Below are 21,145 nucleotides of genomic sequence, written 5' to 3' on the forward strand. Positions count from 1 at the left end.
CAGGTTTGGCGGCGCTTTGGTACAGGGGTGCCGAGAAATCGGGTGATTTGCGCATGAAGACGATGATGACGGCACTCGGGCTGATGTCCGGGACCTCGATGGACGGTATCGACGCCGCCCTGATCGAGACGGATGGTCTTGATACGGTCGAGATGGGACCGACGGTCGAACTCGCCTATAGTGAGGAAGAGCGCACTTTACTGCGGCGGGCTCTCGCCGATGCGGTGGCGGTGAAGAGTCGTAACGAGCGCCCCGGCGCTCTGGTCGCGGCCGAGCGGCTGATCACCCGCAAACATGCCGACGTCGTTTCGGATTTCCTGAAGGCGCATGATCTCAGTCCTGACGATATCGATGTCATTGGCTTTCATGGCCAGACGGTGCTGCATCGCCCGCAGGAACGGCTGACGGTGCAACTCGGCGATGGTCAGGCGCTGGCCGACAGTCTCGGTATCCGGACCGTCTATGACATGCGGGCCGCCGATGTCGCCGAAGGGGGGCAGGGCGCGCCACTGGTGCCTGTCTATCACCAGGCGCTGGTGCAAGCCGCCAAACTGGCCGGTCCCGTCGCCGTACTCAATCTCGGCGGTGTCGGCAATGTCAGCTACGTCGCCAAGGGGCGCGATCCGATTGCCTTCGACACCGGACCCGCCAATGCGCTGATCGACGATCTGATGATGGAGCGCACCGGTGTCGCCCTGGACCAGGACGGCCGGCAGGCCCTGGCCGGCAAGGTCGACGAGAACATACTCGGCCAATTGATGGCGCATCCCTATTTCGGTGAGGCACCACCCAAATCGCTCGACCGCAACGCTTTTTCCCGCGAGGCGGTTGCGGATCTGCCCACGCCGGATGCGGTGGCGACCCTGGCCGCCTTCACCGCTCGCAGCGCGGCGGCGGCGCGGCAATGGCTGCCTGCCGAGCCGAAATTATGGATCGTCTGCGGTGGCGGTGCCCGCAATCCGGCAATTCTCAATTTCCTGCGCGCCGAGACCGGCGTGCCGGTGCGTACGGCTGACGAGTTCGGCTGGTCGGCTGCCATGATGGAAGCGCAGGCTTTTGCCTATCTGGCTGCTCGATCCCTGAAGGAGCTACCCTTGACCTTTCCATCCAGCACCGGCGTCGGCAAGGCGCTCACCGGCGGCATTCTTGCTGTGCCGGGCCAGAAGCGGGTGGGCGCATGATCGGTCGCCTCAATCACGTCGCCATAGCCGTGCGCAACCTCGATGCTGCGACATCCGTCTATCGCGATACGCTCGGCGCGCATGTTTCGCAGCCCCAGGCCCTGCCGGAGCACGGCGTCACCGTGGTCTTCATCGAATTGCCCAACACCAAGATCGAGCTCCTGGAACCACTGGGCGAGAACTCGCCGATCGCCCGTTTCCTCGACAAGAATCCCGACGGCGGTATGCACCATATCTGCTACGAGGTCGACGACATCCTGACCACCCGGGACCAGTTGAAACAGGCTGGAGCGCGTGTTCTCGGCGATGGCGAACCGAAGATCGGTGCGCACGGCAAGCCGGTCCTGTTCCTGCATCCCAAGGATTTCTCGGGAACGCTGGTGGAGCTAGAACAGGTTTGAGGCGCGACAACCTTCTCCCCTTGCGGGAGAAAGCAAATGCGCTTCATTCGTCTTGAGTGAAAGGTATCGACTCAGCCGTTGCTCTTGCGCCGGATCGGCGTGAGCAGGAAGGACGGCACGTGGTCGCCCATGCCGATCACAACCGGACCGTCATCCTCGTCGCGCCGATGGGGCCTGGAGGATTGCGGGCGGCGCTGTTCAGTCGTTTGCTGCGGCTCGTGGCGCGGCACTTTGGGCGTCTCGTCGCGTTCGCGCGCTGGTTTCGCCTCGCGTTCGCGCGGGGGCTCGGCCTCGCGGGATTTGGCCTCGCGAGACTTGCCCTGCTGCCGAGGCTCCTCGCTTTTGCCGCCGCGCTCGCGACGCCCGCGCCGCGGCTTGGCGTGGATCTCTTCCTCGTCGTCCCCCTCGATCGGAGGCGGATCGCCGGTGAAGGGAATCTTGATGCCCGTCAACGTCTCGATGGCCGCGACATGCTTGCCGTCAGCCGAGGAAACCAGCGAGAAGGCCCAGCCGGAGCGGCCCGCGCGGCCGGTGCGCCCGATGCGATGAATGTAATCGTCGGCATGGACAGGCACGTCGAAATTGAAGACATGGCTGACTTCGGGAATATCGAGGCCGCGCGCGGCGACGTCCGAAGCCACCAGGATCGGCATCTCGCCATTGCGGAAACTTTCCAGCGCGGCCATCCGGGAGCGCTGATCCATGTCGCCATGCAGCGCGACGGCACCGAAGCCGTGGCGCACCAGCGACCGGTGCAGGATGGCGACTTCCGACTTGCGGTTGCAGAAGACGATGGCGTTCTGGAGGTTCTCCGCCGAGCGGATCAGCCGACGCAGGGTCACGCGCTTTTCGGCGGGCGTCGACTTGGTGTGCACCAGCGCCTGGGTGATCGTGGCGGCAGCGGTGGCGGGGCGGGCGACCTCTACCTGTACCGGATTGTGCAGGAACTGGTCGGTGATGCGCTTGATCTCGGCCGGCATCGTCGCGGTGAAGAACAGGGTCTGCCGGGTGAAGGGCACCAGTTTGCAGACGCGTTCGATGTCGGGGATGAAGCCCATGTCGAGCATACGGTCGGCTTCATCGATGACGAGAAGCTCCACGCCGGTGAGCAGCAGCTTGCCACGCTCGACATGATCGAGCAGGCGGCCGGGCGTGGCGATCAGCACGTCGACGCCACGGGTGATCTTGGCGTCCTGGTCACCGAAGGAAACGCCGCCGATCAAGAGGGCGACCGACAGGCCGCTCTTGTTGCCATAGCGGTCGAAATTCTCCTGGACCTGTGCCGCCAATTCGCGGGTCGGCTCCAGGATCAGCGTGCGCGGCATGCGGGCGCGGGCGCGGCCCTTCTCCAGCAGCGTCAGCATCGGCAGGGTGAAGGCCGCCGTCTTGCCGGTGCCCGTCTGGGCGATGCCGAGTACGTCGCGACGCTGCAGCACGTGCGGAATGGCCTGGGCCTGGATGGGCGTGGGGGTAGTGTATCCGGCCGCTTCCACAGCAGCGAGGACCTTTGACGAGAGACCGAGTTCAGCGAAGCTCATTGCGGAAATGTCGAACCTACAGAGGCCGCCCCGATCGGACGGCAGAGGGCGGCTCGCATCGCCGCACGGACGAACAGGGCCCTATCGGGTGGGCCCGGACGGCGCGACCATAGGGTTAGGCCAGGAAATGTCAATGGTTTTGCCAGCTAAAGCCACGATTTCCGCTTGTTTCTCAGGCCTTTTCTGCAGATTTGCAGCTTGGTCGGCGATGGCCACGATGATGACGCGGCAAGGGGGTACGCCCAAACAAGCGGGATGACGATCCTTCCGTTACGTCAGTTTTGGTCGCAACGAGGCTGACGAAGGGTACAAAAGCAAGAAGGCGGGCATTGGCCCGCCTTCTTCTGCATGGGGTTGAATGGGCCTTACTGAGCCGCGGTTTCAGGCTTCTTCTTGGCGGGTTTGACCGGGGGCTTGGCCGGCTTGGCTTCGGCGGTCTTCACCGGGCGCGGCTTGGGCTTCTTGACCACAGGTGCTTCGGTGGCGTCGCCGAAACGCTCGTTGATCTTGCGTGCGATGGGATCATCGCGTTGGGCTTCCGGATCCATCGGCAGAATCGTCTCGATCGGATCGGCTTGGTCGATCGAACCGGTCTGATCCTGAATGATCGGAAATTGCGGCGCGACGGTGGGATCGGCAGCGGCCTGCATCGAATTGGCATTGGCCGCAGGCAGAGGTGCAGCCGGCGCCGGAGCGAGGTTGGCAATGACCGGTGCCGTCACAGGGGCTGGCACAGTCACCGCCGCGGCGGCGGCTGATACGGCCGGTGTTGCGTGGATTGAGCGGGCGGCGTCGATGGCGCCGACGAAAGCCACAAAACCAGCGGCGACCAAGGCACCTTCTCGGTTCAGTTTCCAGTGATGGCGGGCCCGATAGGCAGTGTGCCAAAGCCAGCCGACAGTGATATCGACAGCACTTGCGACCAACATGACGAACTCCAACTCAACGCGACCTCAGTGAGAATCACTATTGCGCGGGATGGTGAAGAAAAACTTGCCAAGGCGAATCAAGACGCAAGAAATTTTGCCGGGGTAAGTTTTGTCAGGTGGTGTGAAGGGGTTTTCCTGGGAGCGCGGACTTCTCAGCCCCGTGAATTCACGGGGCGATGTCCGCTCTTCTCCCTCTGTTGGCGCGATGTTTCCAGGAGCGGACTGGAAGTCCGCACTCCAGACCTACAGCAAAGCCCGGATCTTCGCGGCATGCTGGGCGAGGACGGCGTGATCGGCCATGGCGCGGGGACGGACGGCAACACCCGTCTTCATTGGCAAGACGTGGAAATGGATATGCGGCACTTCCTGCCCGCCCGAGACTTCCGAATGCAGGCGCAGCGTGTGGCCGTCCGCGCCGAACGCTTTACAAGCGGCCAGGGAGACCTTCTGGGCGACCTGAACGAGATAGCCGAGTTCCTCCGGCGCTACATCGAAGATGTTGCGGGCGGGCTTCTTGGGGATCACCAGGGCGTGGCCGTCGACAATAGGCATGATGTCGAGAAAGGCGAGGGTGCGATCATCCTCGTAGAGCGTGTGGTTGGGAATTTCCCCACGCAGCAGCTTGGCGAAGATGTTGTCGGGATCATAAGCGGTCATGCCGCTATCCTTTCCTGAAGGGCGTTGCCTCGTCGAGAGCTTCGTGATGGGCGGCAATCTCAGCGCGTTCATGCGCGAGATAGTCGTCGACCGCCCGACGGAAACCGGGATCGGCAATATAATGGGCGGAATAGGTTGTCACGGGCCGATAGCCACGAGCGAGCTTGTGCTCGCCCTGGGCCCCGGCTTCCACGCGCCGCAGACGGCGTTCGATGGCGAACTCGATGGCCTGATGGTAGCACACCTCGAAATGCAGGAAGGGATGGTCCTCGATACAGCCCCAATTCCGGCCGTAAAGCGTGTCGGAACCGATGAAGTTGATGGCTCCGGCGATGTAACGTCCCTCGCGCCTGGCCATCACCAGCAGGACATGCTCGGCCATGGTCTCGCCGATCAAGGCATAGAATTTGCGGTTGAGATAGGGGCGCCCCCATTTGCGGGAGCCTGTATCCATATAGAAGCCATAGAAGGCGTCCCAGGCCTCCTTCGTAATAGCCGTTCCGGTCAGCCTTTCGATGGTGATGCCGTTGGCGAGCGCATCGCGCCGCTCGCGCTTGATGGTCTTGCGCTTGCGTGAAGCAAGAGAGGTCAGAAAGGCCTCGAAATCGTCATAGCCCTCATTGAGCCAATGGAACTGCTGGTCGGTGCGCTGCAGGAACCCCTGGCCGCCAAGCCATTGCCAGTCGCCATGGCCGATGAAGGTGGCGTGGATCGAGGAGCCGCCGATGGAAGACAGGGCTGCCTTGGCGCCTCTCACCAGGGCGGATGAGACGAGCTCGGGATCCTCGTTCGGGGCGACGAGGAAGCGGCGGCCCGTGGCCGGCGTGAAGGGGATGCTGACCTGGAGTTTGGGGTAATACTGCCCGCCGGCGCGCTCATAGGCATCGGCCCAGCCCCAGTCGAAGACATATTCGCCCTGGCTGTGGTTCTTGCCGTAAGCGGGCGTGACGCCGGCGACGCGACCGTCTTCATGGGTGACGAAGAGATGAAGAGGCGTCCAGCCCGAGCGCCCGCCGACACAGCCGCTTGCTTCGAGAGCGTGCAGGAAATCGTAGGAAATGAAGGGATTGAAATGCTCGGCCGAGGGATCTGGAGCCGCCACTTCGTCCTCGGTGCCAGGGCGGTGGCTAGAAGAACAAGGCTGGGGCGTTGCGGCGAGGGGATTGGCACAGCGATCCCAGGCCTGGCGTCCAATGGCTTCGATCGAGGAAGCTGCCTTGATCGTAAAGCCGTGTTCGCTCAAGCTCGCATTCCCTCTACTGACGCCTGCCAGAGGAATTTGGGCACAATCGTCCCGGATGCAAGGGGCATGGTTCAAACTCATGCCCCTGCCAAAGCTCGACCTCAGGGCGTTTTGCGATTCGGCGGAGACGCCAGGAAATGCAAGGACGCGCCGAAACAAAGAACTAAAGCAAAGAAGCGTTCGGCTTGAATGCGCTTTGCTCTAGGCGACTTCGATCAGGGCTTCCACCTCGACAGTGGCGTCGAGAGGAAGCGAGGGCACGCCCACGGTGGAGCGGGCATGGCGTCCCTTGTCGCCGAACACCTCGACCATCAGGTCGGAGGCACCGTTCATCACCATCGGATGGGTGGTGAATTCCGGAGCAGCGGCGATGAAGCCGCCGAGGCGGACCACGCGCACCACATTGTCGAGGGAGCCGACGGCGGCCTTGATCTGCGCCAGAATGTTGATGGCGCAGTAACGGGCCGCGACGCGGGCGTCCTCGACCGTGACCGTGCCGGTGCCGAGCTTGCCGGTCGCGGCCAGCTTACCCTCATGGTTGAAGCAGAGTTGGCCCGAGATCACGAGGTGATTGCCGGTGCGCACCGTGCCGACATAATTGGCGACAGGAGCGGCCGGGGTGGGCAGGGTGATGCCGAGTTCGGCAAGGCGGGCGTCGATGGCGGACATGGAGGGACCTCATTGGGAAGGGCGGACATCTCGTCCGCTCTTGGACGCAGTGCGACTATGAAAGGAAGAGCGGGCTGAAAGCCCGCGCTCCTGAAATCAGGCCATGGCCTTCTTGAGGTTCTCGTCGATCTTGTCGAGGAAGCCGGTGGTCGACAGCCAACTCTGATCGGGGCCGACCAGCAGGGCCAGATCCTTGGTCATGAAGCCGGTCTCGACCGTGGAAACGCAGACCTTCTCCAGCGTGGCGGCGAATTTGGCGAGTTCGGCATTGTCGTCGAGCTTGGCGCGATGGGCAAGGCCGCGCGTCCAGGCGAAGATCGAGGCGATGGAGTTGGTCGAGGTCTCCTTGCCCTTCTGGTGCTCACGGTAATGGCGCGTCACCGTACCGTGGGCGGCTTCGGCTTCCACCGTCTTGCCGTCGGGGCTGAGCAGCACGGAGGTCATCAGGCCGAGCGAGCCGAAGCCCTGGGCCACGATGTCGGACTGCACGTCGCCATCATAGTTCTTGCAGGCCCAGACATAGCCGCCGGACCATTTCAGCGCCGAAGCGACCATGTCGTCGATCAGGCGATGCTCATAGGTGAGCTTGCGCTTGTCGAATTCGGCCTTGAATTCACTCGCGAAGACTTCGGCGAAGATGTCCTTGAAGCGCCCGTCATAGATCTTGAGGATGGTGTTCTTGGTCGACAGGTAGACCGGGAAATTGCGGGCCAGACCGTAATTGAACGAGGCGCGCGCAAACTCCCGGATGGACTCGTCGAGATTGTACATGGCCAGCGCCACGCCATCGCCCGGCGACTTGAACACTTCCTTCTCGATCACCGTGCCGTCCTCGCCGACGAACTTGATCGTCAGCGTACCCTTGCCGGGGAAGCGGAAATCGGTGGCGCGATACTGGTCGCCGAAGGCATGGCGGCCGACGACGATCGGCTGGGTCCAGCCCGGTACCAGGCGCGGTACGTTGCGACAGATGATGGGCTCGCGGAAGATCACACCGCCGAGGATGTTGCGGATGGTGCCGTTGGGCGACTTCCACATTTCCTGGAGATTGAACTCTTTCACACGGGCTTCGTCCGGCGTGATGGTGGCGCATTTCACTGCCACGCCGTGGCGCTTGGTGGCCTCGGCCGCCTCGACGGTAACCTTGTCGCGGGTCTTGTCCCGGTTCTCGATGCTGAGGTCGTAATAGTCAAGCTGGAGGTCGAGATAGGGGAAGATCAGCTTGTCCTTGATCTGCTGCCAGATGATGCGGGTCATCTCGTCGCCATCCATATCGACGACCGGATTGGCCACCTTGATCTTCGCCATCGTACAAGCCTCATTCATTGGGAAATATCGGCGGCGCTATAGCACCGCCTTTCGGCCGGGGGAAGTTCGCCGGAGCAAAGTGCGTTTGGGGGAAAACGCACTTTGGCCTAACTCCCCGGTTCAACGCGTCTTTGCGATTTGAGGCGTCTCATTCAAATCAAAAAAGCTTGAGGCAGGGACAATGGCTGTTTGCCGGGCGAAACCCGGTCTTCATGGCGAGGCCTGGGCCTGCTTGGCCTCGGCGACCAGCCTGTCGTCGATTTCGCGGGCCCGGATGGCGGCGGGACGGTTGGCGATTCGCTGCCAATAGGCGGCGAGAGCCGGGCGCGGTTCGATCGTCTTGAACATCAGGCCCCAGCCGATCTGCGAACCGAAATAGACATCCGCCGCCGAAAAGCGGTCTCCTGCGATGAACTCGTTCTGGGAGACCGCATAGTCGAGCGCATCGATCACGTCAGCATAGCAGCCATAGCCGACCATGCGCTTGCGCTCGTCGGGGATCTCGATATTGAGCGCCTTGTTGGTCACGGCGGCCTCGACCGGGCCGGCCGCGAAGAACATCCAACGATAATAAAGGCCCCGCTGCGGCGAGCCGGATGGAGGCGCCAGTTCGGCCTGCGGAAAGGCATCGGCGAGATAGGCGCAGACGGCGCCGCCCTCGGTGACGACCACGCCCCGATGCGAAATGGCCGGCACCTTGCCCATCGGGTTGAGGGCGAGATAGTCGACGGACTTCATGCTCGTGCCGAAGTCGAGGATCTCGGTGCGATAGGGCTGGCCGGTTTCCTCGAGCATCCAGCGGGCAATGCGGCCGCGCGACATTGGATTGGTGTAGAAGACGAGTTCATCGCTCATGGGATTGCCCTCCTGGAGGTGGTGGCGGGAGCATAGCCATGCGGCCGGATTTGGCCAGGGGCGCGCCTTCGCATCATTCTTGGACGATAGGGCGCGACCAGCCTTACCCTGCCTTGTGGAGAAGGCTGGTCGCGATTGATTCTGCTCTCTCTAGGCGCGTTTCACCTGCGCCAGCGCGGCGTTGAGGGTGGCACTCGGACGCATCACGGCTTCGCATTTCTGCCGGTCGGGCAGATAATAGCCACCAATATCCGCGGGCTTGCCTTGCACGGCCGCGAGTTCGGCCAGGATCTTGGTTTCGTCGCGCGCCAGCGTCTCGGCCAGCGGCTTGAACTGCGCCTGCAACGCGGGGTCGTCCGTCTGGCCGGCGAGCTCCTGCGCCCAATACAGCGCCAGATAGAATTGGCTGCCCCGGTTGTCCAACTCGCCGGTGCGAGGCGAGGGGGACTTCCTGTTGTCCAGAAGCCTGCCGGTCGCAGCGTCCAGCGTCTTGGCGAGCAGCTTGGCCTTGGCATTGCCCGTCTTGATGCCGAGATCCTCCAGCGAAACGGCCAGCGCCAGGAATTCGCCCAGCGAATCCCAACGCAGATGGTTTTCCTCCACCAATTGCTGCACATGCTTGGGAGCCGAGCCGCCGGCGCCCGTTTCATACATGCCGCCGCCGGCCATCAAGGGTACGATCGACAGCATCTTGGCCGAGGTGCCGAGCTCCATGATGGGGAACAGGTCGGTGAGGTAATCGCGCAGGATGTTGCCGGTGACCGAAATCGTGTCCAGGCCACGGATCACCCGCTCCAGCGTGTAGCGCATGGCGCGCACCTGGCTCATGATCTGGATGTCGAGACCGGTGGTGTCGTGGTCGCGCAAATAGGTCTTCACCTTGGCGATCAACTGCGCCTCGTGCGGGCGATACGGGTCCAGCCAGAACAAAGCCGGCATGCCCGAATTGCGGGCGCGGGTGACCGCGAGCTTGACCCAGTCGCGAATGGCCATGTCCTTGACCTGGCACATGCGCCAGATGTCGCCTTGCTCGACAGTCTCGCTCAGCAGCACCTCGCCGGTCGCAAGGTCGGTGATGTTGGCCACACCGTCCTCCGGGACTTCGAAAGTCTTGTCGTGCGAGCCATATTCCTCGGCCTGCTGCGCCATCAGGCCGACATTCGGCACAGTGCCCATGGTGCGGGGATCGAAAGCGCCGTGCCATTTACAGAAGTTGATCATCTCCTGATAGATGCGGGCGAAGGTGCTTTCCGGCATCACGGCCTTGACGTCCTTCAAGCGGCCGTCCGCGCCCCACATCTTGCCGCCATTGCGGATCATGGCTGGCATGGAGGCGTCCACGATGATGTCGTTGGGCGAGTGGAAATTGGTGATGCCCCTGGCCGAGTCGACCATCGCCAGTTCGGGCCGATGCTCGTGGCAGGCATGCAGATCGCGCTTGATCTCGTCCTGCTTGCTTTGCGGCAGGGTGGCGATCTTGTTGTAAAGGTCGACCATGCCGTTGTTGACGTTGACACCGAGCTCGTCGAACAGCTTGCCATGCTTGGCGAAGGCGTCGCGGTAGAAGATCTTCACGCAGTGACCGAACACGATGGGGTGCGACACCTTCATCATGGTCGCCTTCACGTGGAGCGAGAACATCACGCCGGTCTTGTGCGCGTCCTCGATCTGTTGTTCGTAGAAATCCAGCAGCGCCTTCTTGCTCATGAACATCGAATCGATGATCTCGCCATCCTGCAGCGAGATCTTGGGCTTGAGGACGATGGTCTCGCCGCTGTTGGTGATCAGCTCCATCTTGACCTCGCGCGCCTTGTTGAGCGTCAGCGACTTCTCACCATGATAGAAGTCCCCGTCATGCATGTGCGAGACATGCGTGCGTGAGGCCTGGCTCCAGTCAGCCATGCTGTGTGGGTTCTTGCGCGCATAGTTCTTCACCGCCAGCGGTGCGCGGCGATCCGAATTGCCCTCGCGCAGCACCGGGTTCACCGCGCTGCCGATACATTTGGCGTAGCGGGCGCGGATCACCTTTTCCTCGTCCGATTTGGGGTTCTCTGGATAGTCGGGGATCTTGTAGCCCTTGGCCTGCAATTCCCGAATGGCGGCCGCCAATTGCGCCACTGAGGCGCTAATATTGGGCAGCTTGATGATGTTGGTGTCGGGCAGCAGCGTCAGTCGGCCGAGTTCCGCCAGATTGTCGGGAACACGCTGCTCGTCGGTCAGGAATTCCGGGAACTCGCCCAGGATGCGGCCGGCGACCGAAATATCGCTGGTGGTGACGTCGATGCCGGCGGGCGCGGCAAAGGTGCGGACGATGGGCAGGAAAGCGGCCGTTGCCAGGGCCGGGGCTTCATCGGTCAGCGTGTAGATGATGGTGGGAGGTGTGGCGCTCATACGCTGGCTTCCTTGGCGGGTCGGAGTCAGGGCAAGAAAAAGCGCTCACGCCGACGCATGGATCGGCGCTGAGTGCTCCGTGAATTGCAGAATGGGGTGGTCAGGGGGCGTGTCTTTCCAGCAACGGGATGACCTCGATGACTTGCCGCTCGATGACCTCAGCAGCGTTTCCCGGAAAGACCCGCGGATGGATCGCACCGGCCGCAAATGTTTGAGACTTTGCAGGTTCCTCCCGATCATGCCGATGTCACGATTAAAAGGAACCTGTCGGTCGAAACTGCCACCTGCTTCGGGCTTCGGCAACTGATTTGTGCCTGCAGGCTTCCGCCATGTCATGGATGCGAGAGTACTGAGGAACCGGCACGGCAAAACACTCCCGGAGCGGGGCTCACGGGAGTGTCGGCAACACGTCTATGGCTGATGGGGCAGGCTTATCGAGGTCAGTTGCACACTTCGCGGGTGCGATAGATGTAGCTCTGCGCATAATCATCCCAGACGCGATAGCTCACCGTCCGACAGTCGTAATAGGTGGTGCGGCTATAGGTCTGCGTCACGCGGTAGGAATTGGAATAAGTGGGGTAATTGGAGGCGCTCGCATAGCCATTGTCGCAGTCATCGGCGAAGGACGCGGCGGTGGCGGCGGTGAAGGCCGTGGCGGCGAAGGCGAGGGTGAGAAAGGTCTTGCGCATAATCGTGGTCCTTTAAAGCCGGGTTCGTGCCCTTGTTGATGAAGGCATCCTAGCGACGCAGATCCGGCCCGGCGGTGCGTTCGGGCACATTGACCCGGACGCCGGCTGCCGCCCTGTATCCGTGGGAACAAGGACCGTCCTGGTTCTGACGGCGCAAAGAAGCTGTCATTATCCGCCGAATGGTCTATGCAGCCCGGACTTTTCCTGTTTCCAGGCCCCTGTCGTGATGTCCCACTCGAATGCGAGCAATACCGTGACGCCTCCCGCCGTGATCCTGGTTCGCCCCCAGCTTGCAGAGAACATCGGCATGTGTGCGCGAGCCATGATGAATTTCGGCCTTAGCGAGATGCGCCTGGTTTCCCCGCGCGACGGCTGGCCGAAAAAGGGCGCACGCCAGGCGTCATCCGGCGCTTCTGCCGTGCTGGACAACGCCAGGCTGTTCGAGACCACCGAAGAGGCGATCGCTGATCTCAATTACGTCTTCGCCACCACCGCGCGCGAGCGCGGCCAGATGAAGGACGTGTTCGCTGCCGACGAAGGGGCTACGAAGATGCAGGCCTTGGCAGGGGAGGGTGCGCGTAGTGGCATCCTGTTCGGCCCGGAGCGCATGGGGCTTTCCAACGACGACGTGGTGCTCGCCGATGCCATCATTTCCTTTCCCGTCAGTCCCGCCTTCACCTCGATCAATCTCGCCCAGGCAGTGCTGCTGGTTGGCTATGAGTGGTGGAAGCTGGTCTCTGGCGGCAAGGCGCCGATCGCGCCTAGCCGAACCTCTCCGCCGGCAACGCGCGAGCATATGCTCGCCTTCTTCGACTATCTGGAGAAGGAACTCGACGCTGTTTCCTTCTTCTATCCGCCTGAAAAGCGCGAAATCATGGTGCGCAATTTCCGCAACATCTGGCATCGGCTGGCGATGACCGAACAGGATGTCCAGACCTTGCGCGGAGCGGTCGCCTCGCTCATCGGCGGCCGGCAGGGCACGCGTATCAAGCGCGACTGAGCGAATCCGAACGCGAAACCCCTGTCATAAGGGGGCGCTAGGCTGCGCCCATTTCCATCGGAATGGGTGTTTCATGGCTGTCGAGATCGAACGCAAATTTCTCGTCCGCAACGACGACTGGCGCCAGCAGGTTCGGGGTTCCGCCATCATCCGGCAGGGTTATTTCTGCCGCACGCCGCTGCTGCGGGCGCGCATCCGCATCTATGGCGACAAGGGCTTCATCACGCTCAAGAGCGAACCGGGCACGAGGACCCGCCACGAGTTCGAGTATGAGATCCCCCAGGCCGATGCCGTCGAGATCATCAGGCGCTTCTCGATCGAGCCTCTCGTTTCCAAGACGCGTCACGATGTCCACCATGGTGGATTGGGCTGGGCCGTCGACGTGTTCACCGGAGCCAATGACGGCTTGGTGCTGGCCGAAGTGGAGCTCGAGCATGAGGATCAGCCGGTTTCATTGCCGGGCTGGGTCGGCGAGGAAGTGACGGGGGATCGGCGTTACGGCAATTCGAATCTGGCGCGTTTTCCCTTCACGAGGTGGAGTGAAGAGGCGCTGCCTGCCGATGTCTATTGAGGAAATTCCCGGACGTGCCGCTTTGGGATCAAAAAAAGATCACGATTGAAACGCTTCATTCACTCATCTGGGTTTGAATAGGCGTGCGCCCGGTTGGGTAGTGCGTACGGGCAACACGACATGCAGCGATTGATTCCGGATGGTATCGATCATTCCGAAGAGCGTCCCAGGAAGGTTAGTCTTCTGGAGAGGGTCGACCTTCTGGCTGGCACGGTTTATGGAGCTGCGGTCATGTCTGACCGCGCTCCAACTGTCCTTGTCTTTGATTCCGGCCTCGGTGGCCTCACCGTATTTTCCGAATTGCGAGTGACGCTTTCCGGCGCGCGCTTCGTCTATGCCGCCGATGATGCCGTTTTCCCTTATGGACGCCTGGCCGAGGACGTCGTGGTCGAACGCGTCGTCGAGGTAATGGAGCGGCTGATCCCGCGTTATCAGCCGTCTTTGGTCGTCATTGCCTGCAACACGATCTCGACAATCGTCCTGCCCATTCTCCGCCGGCGTTTCTCCGTGCCCTTCGTCGGCACCGTGCCCGCGATCAAGCCGGCCGCCGCGCTGACGAAGACGGGGCGGGTGGCGATTCTCGCGACGCCTGGTACCGTCAAGCGTGACTATACGCGCGAGCTGATCCGTTCCTTCGCCGCCGCCATCGAGGTGGAACTCGTCGGCGCGGTGGGGCTGGCCAGCCTGGCGGAGGCCGTATTGCGCGGCCAGCCCGTCGAGGATGCGGCGATTGCTCGTGAAATCGCCCCCTGTTTCGTCGATCGTGACGGCAAGCGCACCGATGTGGTGGTGCTGGCCTGCACGCATTATCCGCTGGTGCTGGACGCGATGAAGCGAGTCGCCCCCTGGCCGGTCACCTGGCTCGATCCCGCCCCGGCCATCGCCCGCCGCGCCGCCGATCTCGCGGGCCCAATTCCTCCGCGCACGGTGGTGGAGGACGGTCTGGCCCTGTTCACCGGTGGCGCCGGCCTGACCGATGAACTTCGGAGCGTTCTTGCGGCCCGTGGCCTTCCTGCGGTTGCGGTGGAAACCCTGCCGCCTGGTTGGCATTAGAGCATAGAGCCGAAGAGGGGACGCTGGTTTTCGGCGGAGCCGATACTGTAAGGCGTTTCCTGGACTGATGCGGTCTGTTGCCGCCATACCCTATACTTTGGGATGTACCGCAGCGTCATTGTGTTGGTGCGGGAACGGTGGCAACCTGCGGTTGGGCTGGGGGCTCAACCTGGAAACGCTCATCATGAAGATCAGCACGCTGTTGGCCTCCGTCGTCGTCGCTGGATTTGTTACGACCGGCGCTTTCGCGCAGACCGCAACACCGGCGCCTGCCACGCCGCCCGCCGCCACGACAGCTCCTGCAAAGGCGAAGACGAAGGCGCCGCAGTCGGCGGCGTCACAGGCCTGCTCCGCCCAGGCCGATGCCAAGGGACTTCACGGCAAGGATCGCAAGAAGTTCCGCCAAACCTGCATCAAGAGCGGCGGCAAGGCCGGTTGAGGCTCAACCTCATCGTTGGAGGTTTGCCATGCATCTGCTCACTTTCCTGATCGTGGGTATCGTGGCCGGCTGGCTTGCCGGCCTGCTCGTCAGTGGTGGCGGCTTCGGCCTCATCGGCGATCTCATCGTCGGCGTGGTCGGCTCGTTCATCGGCGGCTTCGTGCAGCCCTACATTCCCATCCATATTGGCAGCGCGATCGTCAATGAGATCGTCTTCGCGGTCGTCGGAGCGGTCATCTTGCTTCTTGTGCTGCGCCTGCTGAAGCGGGCCTGACGCCGATCCAAGGACATCGTGCCGGGAACGGCGCCGTAGAAAGGGCATGCGATCCTCGAAGGGTCGCATGCCCTTTTCCTTGCGGTGAGGGCGCTTGTCCCTGGCGATATGCCCGGCGCAGCGGAGACGCCTGCCTTACGCGTTTTGTAGTTTCCTCCACGGCGTGCAGGCCTCCTACTCGAATTGTCTGCCCGCGGAGGCCTGAGGCCGCGGCCACCGTCGCCAATCAAGGGCATGGCACGCTCCTTGCCAGTAAATGCTCGAGCGACCGTTGAATGGCGATGGATATGCCGATGGAAGACGAAACGCAGGAACATCTCGAGCACGCCGAGCATGCCGAGCGCGCGGCCCATGACGGCAATCCCTTCCTGATCACGGTGTCGGTTACGATTGCCGTTCTCGCCGTCCTGGCCGCCACGATCGGCAGTTTCGAGTCGCTGGAGACCGCCGAAGCCATCAACGACAAGAGCGAGGCGGCCTATCTGCAGAACAAGGCGAGCGATCAATGGGCCTTCTACCAAGCCAAGAGCATCAAGAAGAATGCCTATGAAATCGCGGCCGCGGGCGGTGGGCCGACCAAGGACGACTTTCTCGCCAAGGCCAAGCACAATGACGACGATGCCAAGGCGATTCAGGCGCAGGCCGTCGAAATCGAAGGACATGTCGACGCAAGACTGCGCGACAGCGACAGGCGTGCCCATCGCCACCATATCCTGACCCTGGCGGTCACGCTGCTGCATGTCTCCATCGCGGTGGCGACCCTGTCGATCATCACCCGCGGCCGGCGCTGGCCCTGGCTCTGCTCCCTGGCCCTTGGCGCGTTGGGCATGGTGGCCACCGTGTTTGCCTATGTCTGATGTTCTTTCCCCATCCGGGCTCGTTCCCCCTTCCGAGGTTCCCATGCGTGAACGCCATATTGTCTTCCGGCATAGGGCTCTCGATTTCTGGCTGGCGCGCGGCGCCGTGCTGATCATCGTGTGCCTGCAATTGCTGGTGATCAATCAGCTTTCCTTCGGGCCTCGCTGGCTGGCCCCGACTGTCGAACTGATATTGCTGATCCCCCTGTCTATCGCGACGGCGTGGACGCAGGCCGGTATCCGCAACGCAGTGGCCGATCACCATTGGCAGGCGGTCAATCGTTTCCGCGTCATGATCCGCCGGACGGCTCTCATTTTGACGGCGGTCATCAGCATCATGAATTGCGGGGCGTTGTTCCTGCTGGTTCAAACGCTGATCGCAGGCCATGCCGGAAACGGCACCACGCTGCTGATCGATGCGCTCAACATCTGGGTCACCAACATCATCGTGTTCGCCCTGTGGTTCTGGAGCACGGACCGCGGCGGCCCGCCGACCTGCGGCCTGGTCGAGCGAGCCCGCTCCGACTTCCTATTTCCGCAGATGACCCTGAGCGATCCGCATCTGCGTGACTGGCTGCCCGGCTTCGTCGACTATCTGTTTGTGGCTTTCACCAATGCCACGGCATTTTCGCCGACGGATACGATGCCGCTGACCCCGAGGGCCAAGCTTTTGATGCTCGCCGAGGCAATGATCTCTCTTTTGACGGTTGCCTTGGTCGCCGCCCGGGCGGTCAACATACTGGCCTGAGGCCGCGCCGCTCCGGAGCCACTTCCTGTCTAATCTCCAGCTAAGACCCGTCGCGGCAGGATGCCCATGGGTGGGCTGGACGTCGACGATCTCGGAAAGAACGCCATGACCTTCCAGCCTCTGCCTCACGATGAACATCCGACGATCGTGGCCGCCGAATTCAAGCGCATCAGAAGTAATCTGACGGACAGCGAGGCCCTGCTTCTGGCCTGCCTCACCAATGTGCTCAATGAATTGCCCGACTGGCTCGATGGAGACTATGTCGCCGGCAGTGCGCTCGATCATGCCCATGCGGTCATCAACGCGATGCTGGATGGACCCGGACTGGCGCCGATATCGGCGCAGACCTATGAATTGGCCGATGAATTGCGGCGTGGCGAGACATAGGTTTATCGCAGGCCGTTTCGTATCGGCCTCAATCCTGCGGCTTGTCGCCCACGGGCAGGTTGAAACGGCTCCAGTCTTTCCTGGGTATGGTTGTGCCGGCCTGGAATTCGAAAGCTGAAACCCTGGTGAGGCCGGCGGTGAGGGTGCAGCGATATTTCAGGACGAACCACTGCTTCCGGCTCCGGAATGCCGCCCCATCGGCCGTTACGCTTGCATCTGCAATCCTTGTTTCAGCCAGCGCATAGGCGATCGTGAGATCGGGCTCGAGATCGTGATTCCAGGCCCGCAACTGGGCCATGGCCTCGATGTTGCACAATTGCTCCATGCGCTCGTTGCGGCCCAGGAGAGGCAGCATCTTCCTGGCTTGCCGGCTGCGTGGATCCGCCAAAGCAAGATCGGAAAGAATTCTCCTGGCCTGGATCATCGCCGGAGGCGGCACCGGCGCCTCGCTTGGCCTGGGAGCTGTCGCCCCTCCCGGCGGAGTGACATCAAGGGAGGGAGCCGGCGCCTGCGGTTTGGCTGGCAGCGGGAGGGCCGCTGGCGCCGGCGAGGCCGGTTTCGGGATTTCCTCGACGAACTCTACCTCGATGCTGTTTTCGGGGGGCGGTATCAGCGGTGCGGGGCGGGGAGCAAGGAACAGCACGGCCAAGGCAATGGCGTGCAGAAGCAGCGCCGCCGGCAGGCCGAAGGACATGTCGCGATTTTGCGGAAGGCTGATGACGGCCATCGCTCAGGGAGCGGCCGTGGCGATCTGCTGCATCAGCGCCATGAAATCCCTCATATGGATGCCGGCCGGGTTCTGTGCCGGATCGACGGTCTGCACCATGACGAGGCGTTTTGTCGGAATATAGGCGAGGAATTGCCCGCCATAGCCTGCAGCCATGGCTGCGCCTTCACCCCAAGTCTCAGCCGGCAGAGACCACCATAGATAGCCATAGGCGCTTTTGCGTTTGGGGACGGGGGAATAGGCGGCGGTGGACTGGCGAACCCAGGCGGCGGGGACGATCTGGCGGCCGTTCCAGCGCCCCTGATTGAGGAAGAGCAGCCCGAAGCGGGCAAGATCCCTCGCGCTCATGCGGAAGGGATAGGCCGGATGGCGCGAGAGGGGAGACAAGACGTATCGCCCGTCCCTTGCCGAGAAATCCTCCATGCCGATCGGATGGGCGATGCGCTTTTCGAAGCTTGTGAAGATGTCCTCTCCGCTCGCCTGGCGATAGATCGTGCCGAGGACGTTGAAATCCCAATTGTTGTAGAACCAGAACGTGCCGTGGGGGTGGCTTCCGCGCGCTGGACGCTCGTTGCGGATATCGGCGGTTTCATAGGCGGCGGGATGATAGACGCCGGAGCGGGCCATCAAGAGGTCGCGGACATCGGCCTGCTTTTCGTCGGCGGTCAAAGCGGGCGGGATATCGTCGATGCCGAGCTTCTGCAGGCTGTCGCCGAGAGCGATCCTGTTCTCGCCGATGGCAATGCCGTAGAGCGCACTCAGCAGGCTCTTGCGGACCGAGGCAACGTTGACGCGCCGGCTGGGATCGCCGGCGCTGGCCACGATACGGTCGTCCCGGATTACGGCAAGCGCTGTCGGGCGGTAGGTGCCGGCATAGGCCGTGACGGCCTTGGCCGTGTCAGCGGTCCAGCCGCTTTCGTTGGGAACGGCCTGCCAGTGCCGGCCGGGCTCGGCCTGTACCGGGGCGGACGGACCGACGATGCAGGCGATGAGGGCAGCAAGGATGGGGAGACGCCTCATCCGCCCGCGCTCGATCTAGTCGACCGTCACGACGATGAAATCTTCGTAGATCTCGACATTGATCAGCGGTGACCCGTTCACGACGGCATCCGCCGCGGAGGCACTGATGCGGCCGCGATTGAGCATGTTCTCCAGGCGGGCGCGGTTCTCCTTGCTGGAGAAGAAACGGTCGGATTCGTCTTCCCGATCGCGATGGTAGCCCAGATAGAAGTTGGCACGATCCTGCCGGATGATCGCGGCGACGGAGGTGAGCCTTTCGCCGTTCGTGTTGAAGTGATCCGCGCTGGAGAGGCGGGCCGTGTAGGTTTCAAGCGGCGCTGCACTGGCAAAGCTTACGGAGGCCGCCAGAAAGGCGACGGAGAGGGAAAGGATTTTCATCAATGAAGACTCACATGGGCCGAGCGCGCCCAACCTAGACATCCGCCATGCTACTGTCGAGTTGCCCAGGGTACAGGCTATTGGATCCTGTCTTGGAATTGACATGCAGCAATCTTTCGACTAAGCGAACGCCACACGCGGGGCCTTTTGGTCCCGCGTGATGTTTTACGCTCCCGTGATGGCCGGTCTCCGGTTGTCTGTCGCCCGGTTTCCGGGAGAGGAGGGCGCGTTCCTCATAAACTTCGCAAACCATAGAGGACGCGAATGTCGAAGCGCCATAACGCTAAGTACAAGATCGATCGCCGCCTTGGCGAAAATATCTGGGGTCGCCCGAAGAGCCCCGTCAACCGCCGCGAATATGGTCCTGGCCAGCACGGTCAGCGCCGTAAGGGCAAGATGTCCGATTTCGGCACCCAGCTCCGCGCCAAGCAGAAGCTGAAGGGCTATTATGGCTCGATCTCGGAAAAGCAGTTCCGCAAGATCTATGAAGAAGCCCGCCGTTTGAAGGGCGACAGCTCCGCCAACCTGATCGGCCTGCTCGAGCAGCGCCTGGATGCGGTGGTGTATCGCGCCAAGTTCGTGCCGACGGTGTTCGCTTCCCGTCAGTTCGTCAGCCATGGCCACGTCAAGGTCAATGGCCGCCGCGTCAACATCCCCTCCTACAAGGTCAAGCCGGGTGATGTCGTCGAGGTCAAGGAAGCCTCCAAGCAGCTCGTGCTGGTGCTCGAGGCCGTTGCTTCCGGCGAGCGTGACGTTCCCGATTACATCGAGGCCGATCACGGCAAGCTGACCGCGAAGTATGTCCGCGTTCCCACGCTGCAGGATGTGCCCTATCCGGTCCAGATGGAACCGAATCTGGTCGTCGAATTCTATTCGCGCTAAGCGAAACGAACTGAGATCTTCTATAAGGGCCGCCATTTTGGCGGCCCTTTTTATTGGTTGATCAGGCTGTGCACTCTGGAAGGCCCGCAAATCGGGATGGCCGTATTGCAAAAAGATCATGCGACACGCCCGCTCAGTCGCTTATGGTCGGATCCGACGAGCTGGCGAAACAAGCAAGAACAGCGGCAGGGGTTTGCACAGAACCAACAAGTAAGAGATTGGGGCGGTCTTCCCCCATCGCCATATAATGTCGGGAGGTGACCGGCTCTGCAGCCGGTCGATGCTAAGAGGTCTGTATGGGTTACACGCTTTGGGGCGAACCGGATTCCGGCTCTTTCATGGTCGAGGCCGCCTTGGCCGAGGCAGGGCAGGATGTTCACCTGATCGATATCGATCTGACCAAGGACGAGCAGCACACCGCTCAATATCTGGCGATCAATCCCTTGGGGAAGATTCCGGCGCTACGCTTCAACGACGGAACCACGATCGTGCAATCGGCCGCCATTCTGCTGGCTCTGAGCGAAGAACACCCCGAAGCGCGGTTGATGCCGGCTCGGGATGCCCCGGACCGGCGCCATGCACTGCGTTGGCTGATTCATGTGGCGGCCGAGATCTATCCTCTCATCGAACTCTACGATTATCCCCTGCGTTTCGCTCCGCCCGAAACGCACGAGACCGCGATGCGTTCGCGCGTGCGCCAGCGCATTCGGGAGCGCTGGCAATTTGTGGAGCAGGCCGCCAGTGCCGAAGGCAGCTTCCTGTTGTCGGGGTTTTCGGCCATCGACCTCGCCATCGCCGCCATCAGCAATTGGGCGATCGGCAATGAATGGCGCGCCAGGGAATGCCCGAAGCTGACCCGGATCGCCGAGACCGTGGCGCAGCGGCCTGCCATTGCGCCGATCTGGCGGCGACATTTCGGCGAACAGGAAAATTGATCGGGAGGGCTTG

24 protein-coding genes are annotated in these 21,145 nt (G+C 62.2%); 12 read left to right on the forward strand and 12 right to left on the reverse strand.

Features of this window, described 5'->3' with window-relative positions; genetic code table 11:
* Positions 1-53 precede the first annotated feature (53 nt).
* Both ACZYTC_RS06270 and mce read left to right on the forward strand, forming a co-directional pair.
* Complete coding sequence (locus ACZYTC_RS06270; protein WP_434956900.1) at positions 54-1,181, forward strand: anhydro-N-acetylmuramic acid kinase; 1,128 nt, start codon at positions 54-56, stop codon at positions 1,179-1,181.
* Entirely contained in the window at positions 1,178-1,582 is a 405-nt protein-coding gene (mce, locus tag ACZYTC_RS06275; protein WP_441773449.1) for a methylmalonyl-CoA epimerase, read from the forward strand. The genes ACZYTC_RS06270 and mce overlap by 4 nt, the downstream gene beginning before the upstream one ends.
* Positions 1,583-1,653: 71 nt before the next feature.
* Here the strand turns inward: mce and ACZYTC_RS06280 are convergent, their stop codons facing one another.
* The 9 genes from ACZYTC_RS06280 to ACZYTC_RS06320 all read right to left on the reverse strand — a co-directional run bounded on the left by ACZYTC_RS06280 (position 1,654) and on the right by ACZYTC_RS06320 (position 11,861).
* A complete protein-coding gene (locus tag ACZYTC_RS06280; protein ID WP_488989130.1) occupies positions 1,654-3,120 on the reverse strand; it encodes a DEAD/DEAH box helicase in 1,467 nt (488 codons plus the stop codon).
* Positions 3,121-3,485: 365 nt separating this feature from the next.
* Positions 3,486-4,049 carry a hypothetical protein gene (locus ACZYTC_RS06285; RefSeq protein WP_488989131.1) on the reverse strand — a complete coding sequence of 188 codons (564 nt, stop codon included), beginning with the start codon at positions 4,047-4,049 and terminating at the stop codon, positions 3,486-3,488.
* Between the two features lie 243 nt (positions 4,050-4,292).
* Positions 4,293-4,706 carry an HIT family protein gene (locus tag ACZYTC_RS06290; RefSeq protein ID WP_488989132.1) on the reverse strand — a complete coding sequence of 138 codons (414 nt, stop codon included), beginning with the start codon at positions 4,704-4,706 and terminating at the stop codon, positions 4,293-4,295.
* Positions 4,707-4,710: 4 nt separating this feature from the next.
* Complete coding sequence (locus ACZYTC_RS06295) at positions 4,711-5,949, reverse strand: GNAT family N-acetyltransferase (protein ID WP_488989133.1); 1,239 nt, start codon at positions 5,947-5,949, stop codon at positions 4,711-4,713.
* A gap of 201 nt (positions 5,950-6,150) precedes the next feature.
* Positions 6,151-6,618: a RidA family protein gene (locus ACZYTC_RS06300; protein ID WP_434956894.1), complete on the reverse strand. Its 468-nt coding sequence runs from the start codon at positions 6,616-6,618 to the stop codon at positions 6,151-6,153.
* A gap of 96 nt (positions 6,619-6,714) precedes the next feature.
* Entirely contained in the window at positions 6,715-7,926 is a 1,212-nt protein-coding gene (locus tag ACZYTC_RS06305) for an NADP-dependent isocitrate dehydrogenase (protein WP_434956893.1), read from the reverse strand.
* A gap of 210 nt (positions 7,927-8,136) precedes the next feature.
* Positions 8,137-8,781, reverse strand: coding sequence for a glutathione S-transferase family protein (locus ACZYTC_RS06310; RefSeq protein ID WP_434956892.1), 645 nt, complete (start codon positions 8,779-8,781; stop codon positions 8,137-8,139).
* A 150-nt stretch (positions 8,782-8,931) separates the two neighbouring features.
* Positions 8,932-11,172: an NADP-dependent isocitrate dehydrogenase gene (locus ACZYTC_RS06315; RefSeq protein ID WP_441773454.1), complete on the reverse strand. Its 2,241-nt coding sequence runs from the start codon at positions 11,170-11,172 to the stop codon at positions 8,932-8,934.
* Positions 11,173-11,612: 440 nt separating this feature from the next.
* On the reverse strand, positions 11,613-11,861 hold the full coding sequence (locus ACZYTC_RS06320; RefSeq protein WP_434956890.1) for a hypothetical protein: 249 nt from the start codon (positions 11,859-11,861) through the stop codon (positions 11,613-11,615).
* A 253-nt stretch (positions 11,862-12,114) separates the two neighbouring features.
* Here ACZYTC_RS06320 and ACZYTC_RS06325 point away from each other — a divergent pair, with 253 nt between their 5' ends.
* From ACZYTC_RS06325 to ACZYTC_RS06360, 8 genes are all read left to right on the forward strand, one after another.
* Positions 12,115-12,861 (forward strand): RNA methyltransferase, encoded by a 747-nt coding sequence (locus ACZYTC_RS06325; protein WP_488989134.1) that lies wholly within the window; start codon positions 12,115-12,117, stop codon positions 12,859-12,861.
* Between the two features lie 73 nt (positions 12,862-12,934).
* A complete protein-coding gene (locus ACZYTC_RS06330) occupies positions 12,935-13,432 on the forward strand; it encodes a CYTH domain-containing protein (RefSeq protein WP_488989135.1) in 498 nt (165 codons plus the stop codon).
* A 231-nt stretch (positions 13,433-13,663) separates the two neighbouring features.
* Positions 13,664-14,485 carry a glutamate racemase gene (gene murI, locus ACZYTC_RS06335; RefSeq protein WP_441773457.1) on the forward strand — a complete coding sequence of 274 codons (822 nt, stop codon included), beginning with the start codon at positions 13,664-13,666 and terminating at the stop codon, positions 14,483-14,485.
* A gap of 184 nt (positions 14,486-14,669) precedes the next feature.
* Positions 14,670-14,924, forward strand: a complete 255-nt coding sequence (locus ACZYTC_RS06340; protein ID WP_434956886.1) for a PsiF family protein — start codon at positions 14,670-14,672, stop codon at positions 14,922-14,924.
* Positions 14,925-14,952: 28 nt separating this feature from the next.
* Positions 14,953-15,198, forward strand: a complete 246-nt coding sequence (locus tag ACZYTC_RS06345) for a GlsB/YeaQ/YmgE family stress response membrane protein (protein WP_434956885.1) — start codon at positions 14,953-14,955, stop codon at positions 15,196-15,198.
* A 293-nt stretch (positions 15,199-15,491) separates the two neighbouring features.
* Positions 15,492-16,055, forward strand: a complete 564-nt coding sequence (locus tag ACZYTC_RS06350) for a DUF4337 family protein (protein ID WP_441773458.1) — start codon at positions 15,492-15,494, stop codon at positions 16,053-16,055.
* 43 nt (positions 16,056-16,098) lie between these two features.
* Entirely contained in the window at positions 16,099-16,803 is a 705-nt protein-coding gene (locus ACZYTC_RS06355) for a hypothetical protein (RefSeq protein WP_488989136.1), read from the forward strand.
* A 66-nt stretch (positions 16,804-16,869) separates the two neighbouring features.
* Positions 16,870-17,190 carry a hypothetical protein gene (locus ACZYTC_RS06360; RefSeq protein WP_441773460.1) on the forward strand — a complete coding sequence of 107 codons (321 nt, stop codon included), beginning with the start codon at positions 16,870-16,872 and terminating at the stop codon, positions 17,188-17,190.
* A 28-nt stretch (positions 17,191-17,218) separates the two neighbouring features.
* Here ACZYTC_RS06360 and ACZYTC_RS06365 read toward each other — a convergent pair whose 3' ends face one another.
* From ACZYTC_RS06365 to ACZYTC_RS06375, 3 genes are read right to left on the reverse strand one after another with little or no spacing between them, the layout of a single operon-like run.
* A complete protein-coding gene (locus tag ACZYTC_RS06365; protein ID WP_488989137.1) occupies positions 17,219-17,917 on the reverse strand; it encodes a DUF930 domain-containing protein in 699 nt (232 codons plus the stop codon).
* A 3-nt stretch (positions 17,918-17,920) separates the two neighbouring features.
* Positions 17,921-18,937 (reverse strand): serine hydrolase domain-containing protein, encoded by a 1,017-nt coding sequence (locus ACZYTC_RS06370; RefSeq protein WP_488989138.1) that lies wholly within the window; start codon positions 18,935-18,937, stop codon positions 17,921-17,923.
* Between the two features lie 15 nt (positions 18,938-18,952).
* Positions 18,953-19,315 (reverse strand): hypothetical protein, encoded by a 363-nt coding sequence (locus ACZYTC_RS06375; RefSeq protein WP_434956879.1) that lies wholly within the window; start codon positions 19,313-19,315, stop codon positions 18,953-18,955.
* Between the two features lie 264 nt (positions 19,316-19,579).
* Between ACZYTC_RS06375 and rpsD the strand changes: the two genes are divergently transcribed.
* Positions 19,580-20,197, forward strand: coding sequence for a 30S ribosomal protein S4 (rpsD, locus tag ACZYTC_RS06380; RefSeq protein ID WP_149254801.1), 618 nt, complete (start codon positions 19,580-19,582; stop codon positions 20,195-20,197).
* A gap of 296 nt (positions 20,198-20,493) precedes the next feature.
* Positions 20,494-21,132 (forward strand): glutathione S-transferase family protein, encoded by a 639-nt coding sequence (locus ACZYTC_RS06385; protein ID WP_434956878.1) that lies wholly within the window; start codon positions 20,494-20,496, stop codon positions 21,130-21,132.
* Positions 21,133-21,145: the final 13 nt, after the last annotated feature.

This window comes from Labrys sp. F242 (genome assembly GCF_057813875.1).

Excerpts from the sequence above, each read along its gene's own strand:
- ACZYTC_RS06270 (WP_434956900.1), top strand. The coding sequence starts at position 54 with ATGAAGACGATGATGACGGCACTCGGGCTGATGTCCGGGACCTCGATG.
- mce (WP_441773449.1), top strand. The coding sequence starts at position 1,178 with ATGATCGGTCGCCTCAATCACGTCGCCATAGCCGTGCGCAACCTCGAT.
- ACZYTC_RS06280 (WP_488989130.1), bottom strand. The coding sequence starts at position 3,120 with ATGAGCTTCGCTGAACTCGGTCTCTCGTCAAAGGTCCTCGCTGCTGTG.
- ACZYTC_RS06285 (WP_488989131.1), bottom strand. The coding sequence starts at position 4,049 with ATGTTGGTCGCAAGTGCTGTCGATATCACTGTCGGCTGGCTTTGGCAC.
- ACZYTC_RS06290 (WP_488989132.1), bottom strand. The coding sequence starts at position 4,706 with ATGACCGCTTATGATCCCGACAACATCTTCGCCAAGCTGCTGCGTGGG.
- ACZYTC_RS06300 (WP_434956894.1), bottom strand. The coding sequence starts at position 6,618 with ATGTCCGCCATCGACGCCCGCCTTGCCGAACTCGGCATCACCCTGCCC.
- ACZYTC_RS06305 (WP_434956893.1), bottom strand. The coding sequence starts at position 7,926 with ATGGCGAAGATCAAGGTGGCCAATCCGGTCGTCGATATGGATGGCGAC.
- ACZYTC_RS06310 (WP_434956892.1), bottom strand. The coding sequence starts at position 8,781 with ATGAGCGATGAACTCGTCTTCTACACCAATCCAATGTCGCGCGGCCGC.
- ACZYTC_RS06315 (WP_441773454.1), bottom strand. The coding sequence starts at position 11,172 with ATGAGCGCCACACCTCCCACCATCATCTACACGCTGACCGATGAAGCC.
- ACZYTC_RS06320 (WP_434956890.1), bottom strand. The coding sequence starts at position 11,861 with ATGCGCAAGACCTTTCTCACCCTCGCCTTCGCCGCCACGGCCTTCACC.
- ACZYTC_RS06330 (WP_488989135.1), top strand. The coding sequence starts at position 12,935 with ATGGCTGTCGAGATCGAACGCAAATTTCTCGTCCGCAACGACGACTGG.
- murI (WP_441773457.1), top strand. The coding sequence starts at position 13,664 with ATGTCTGACCGCGCTCCAACTGTCCTTGTCTTTGATTCCGGCCTCGGT.
- ACZYTC_RS06340 (WP_434956886.1), top strand. The coding sequence starts at position 14,670 with ATGAAGATCAGCACGCTGTTGGCCTCCGTCGTCGTCGCTGGATTTGTT.
- ACZYTC_RS06345 (WP_434956885.1), top strand. The coding sequence starts at position 14,953 with ATGCATCTGCTCACTTTCCTGATCGTGGGTATCGTGGCCGGCTGGCTT.
- ACZYTC_RS06350 (WP_441773458.1), top strand. The coding sequence starts at position 15,492 with ATGGAAGACGAAACGCAGGAACATCTCGAGCACGCCGAGCATGCCGAG.
- ACZYTC_RS06355 (WP_488989136.1), top strand. The coding sequence starts at position 16,099 with ATGCGTGAACGCCATATTGTCTTCCGGCATAGGGCTCTCGATTTCTGG.
- ACZYTC_RS06360 (WP_441773460.1), top strand. The coding sequence starts at position 16,870 with ATGGGTGGGCTGGACGTCGACGATCTCGGAAAGAACGCCATGACCTTC.
- ACZYTC_RS06365 (WP_488989137.1), bottom strand. The coding sequence starts at position 17,917 with ATGGCCGTCATCAGCCTTCCGCAAAATCGCGACATGTCCTTCGGCCTG.
- ACZYTC_RS06370 (WP_488989138.1), bottom strand. The coding sequence starts at position 18,937 with ATGAGGCGTCTCCCCATCCTTGCTGCCCTCATCGCCTGCATCGTCGGT.
- ACZYTC_RS06375 (WP_434956879.1), bottom strand. The coding sequence starts at position 19,315 with ATGAAAATCCTTTCCCTCTCCGTCGCCTTTCTGGCGGCCTCCGTAAGC.
- rpsD (WP_149254801.1), top strand. The coding sequence starts at position 19,580 with ATGTCGAAGCGCCATAACGCTAAGTACAAGATCGATCGCCGCCTTGGC.
- ACZYTC_RS06385 (WP_434956878.1), top strand. The coding sequence starts at position 20,494 with ATGGGTTACACGCTTTGGGGCGAACCGGATTCCGGCTCTTTCATGGTC.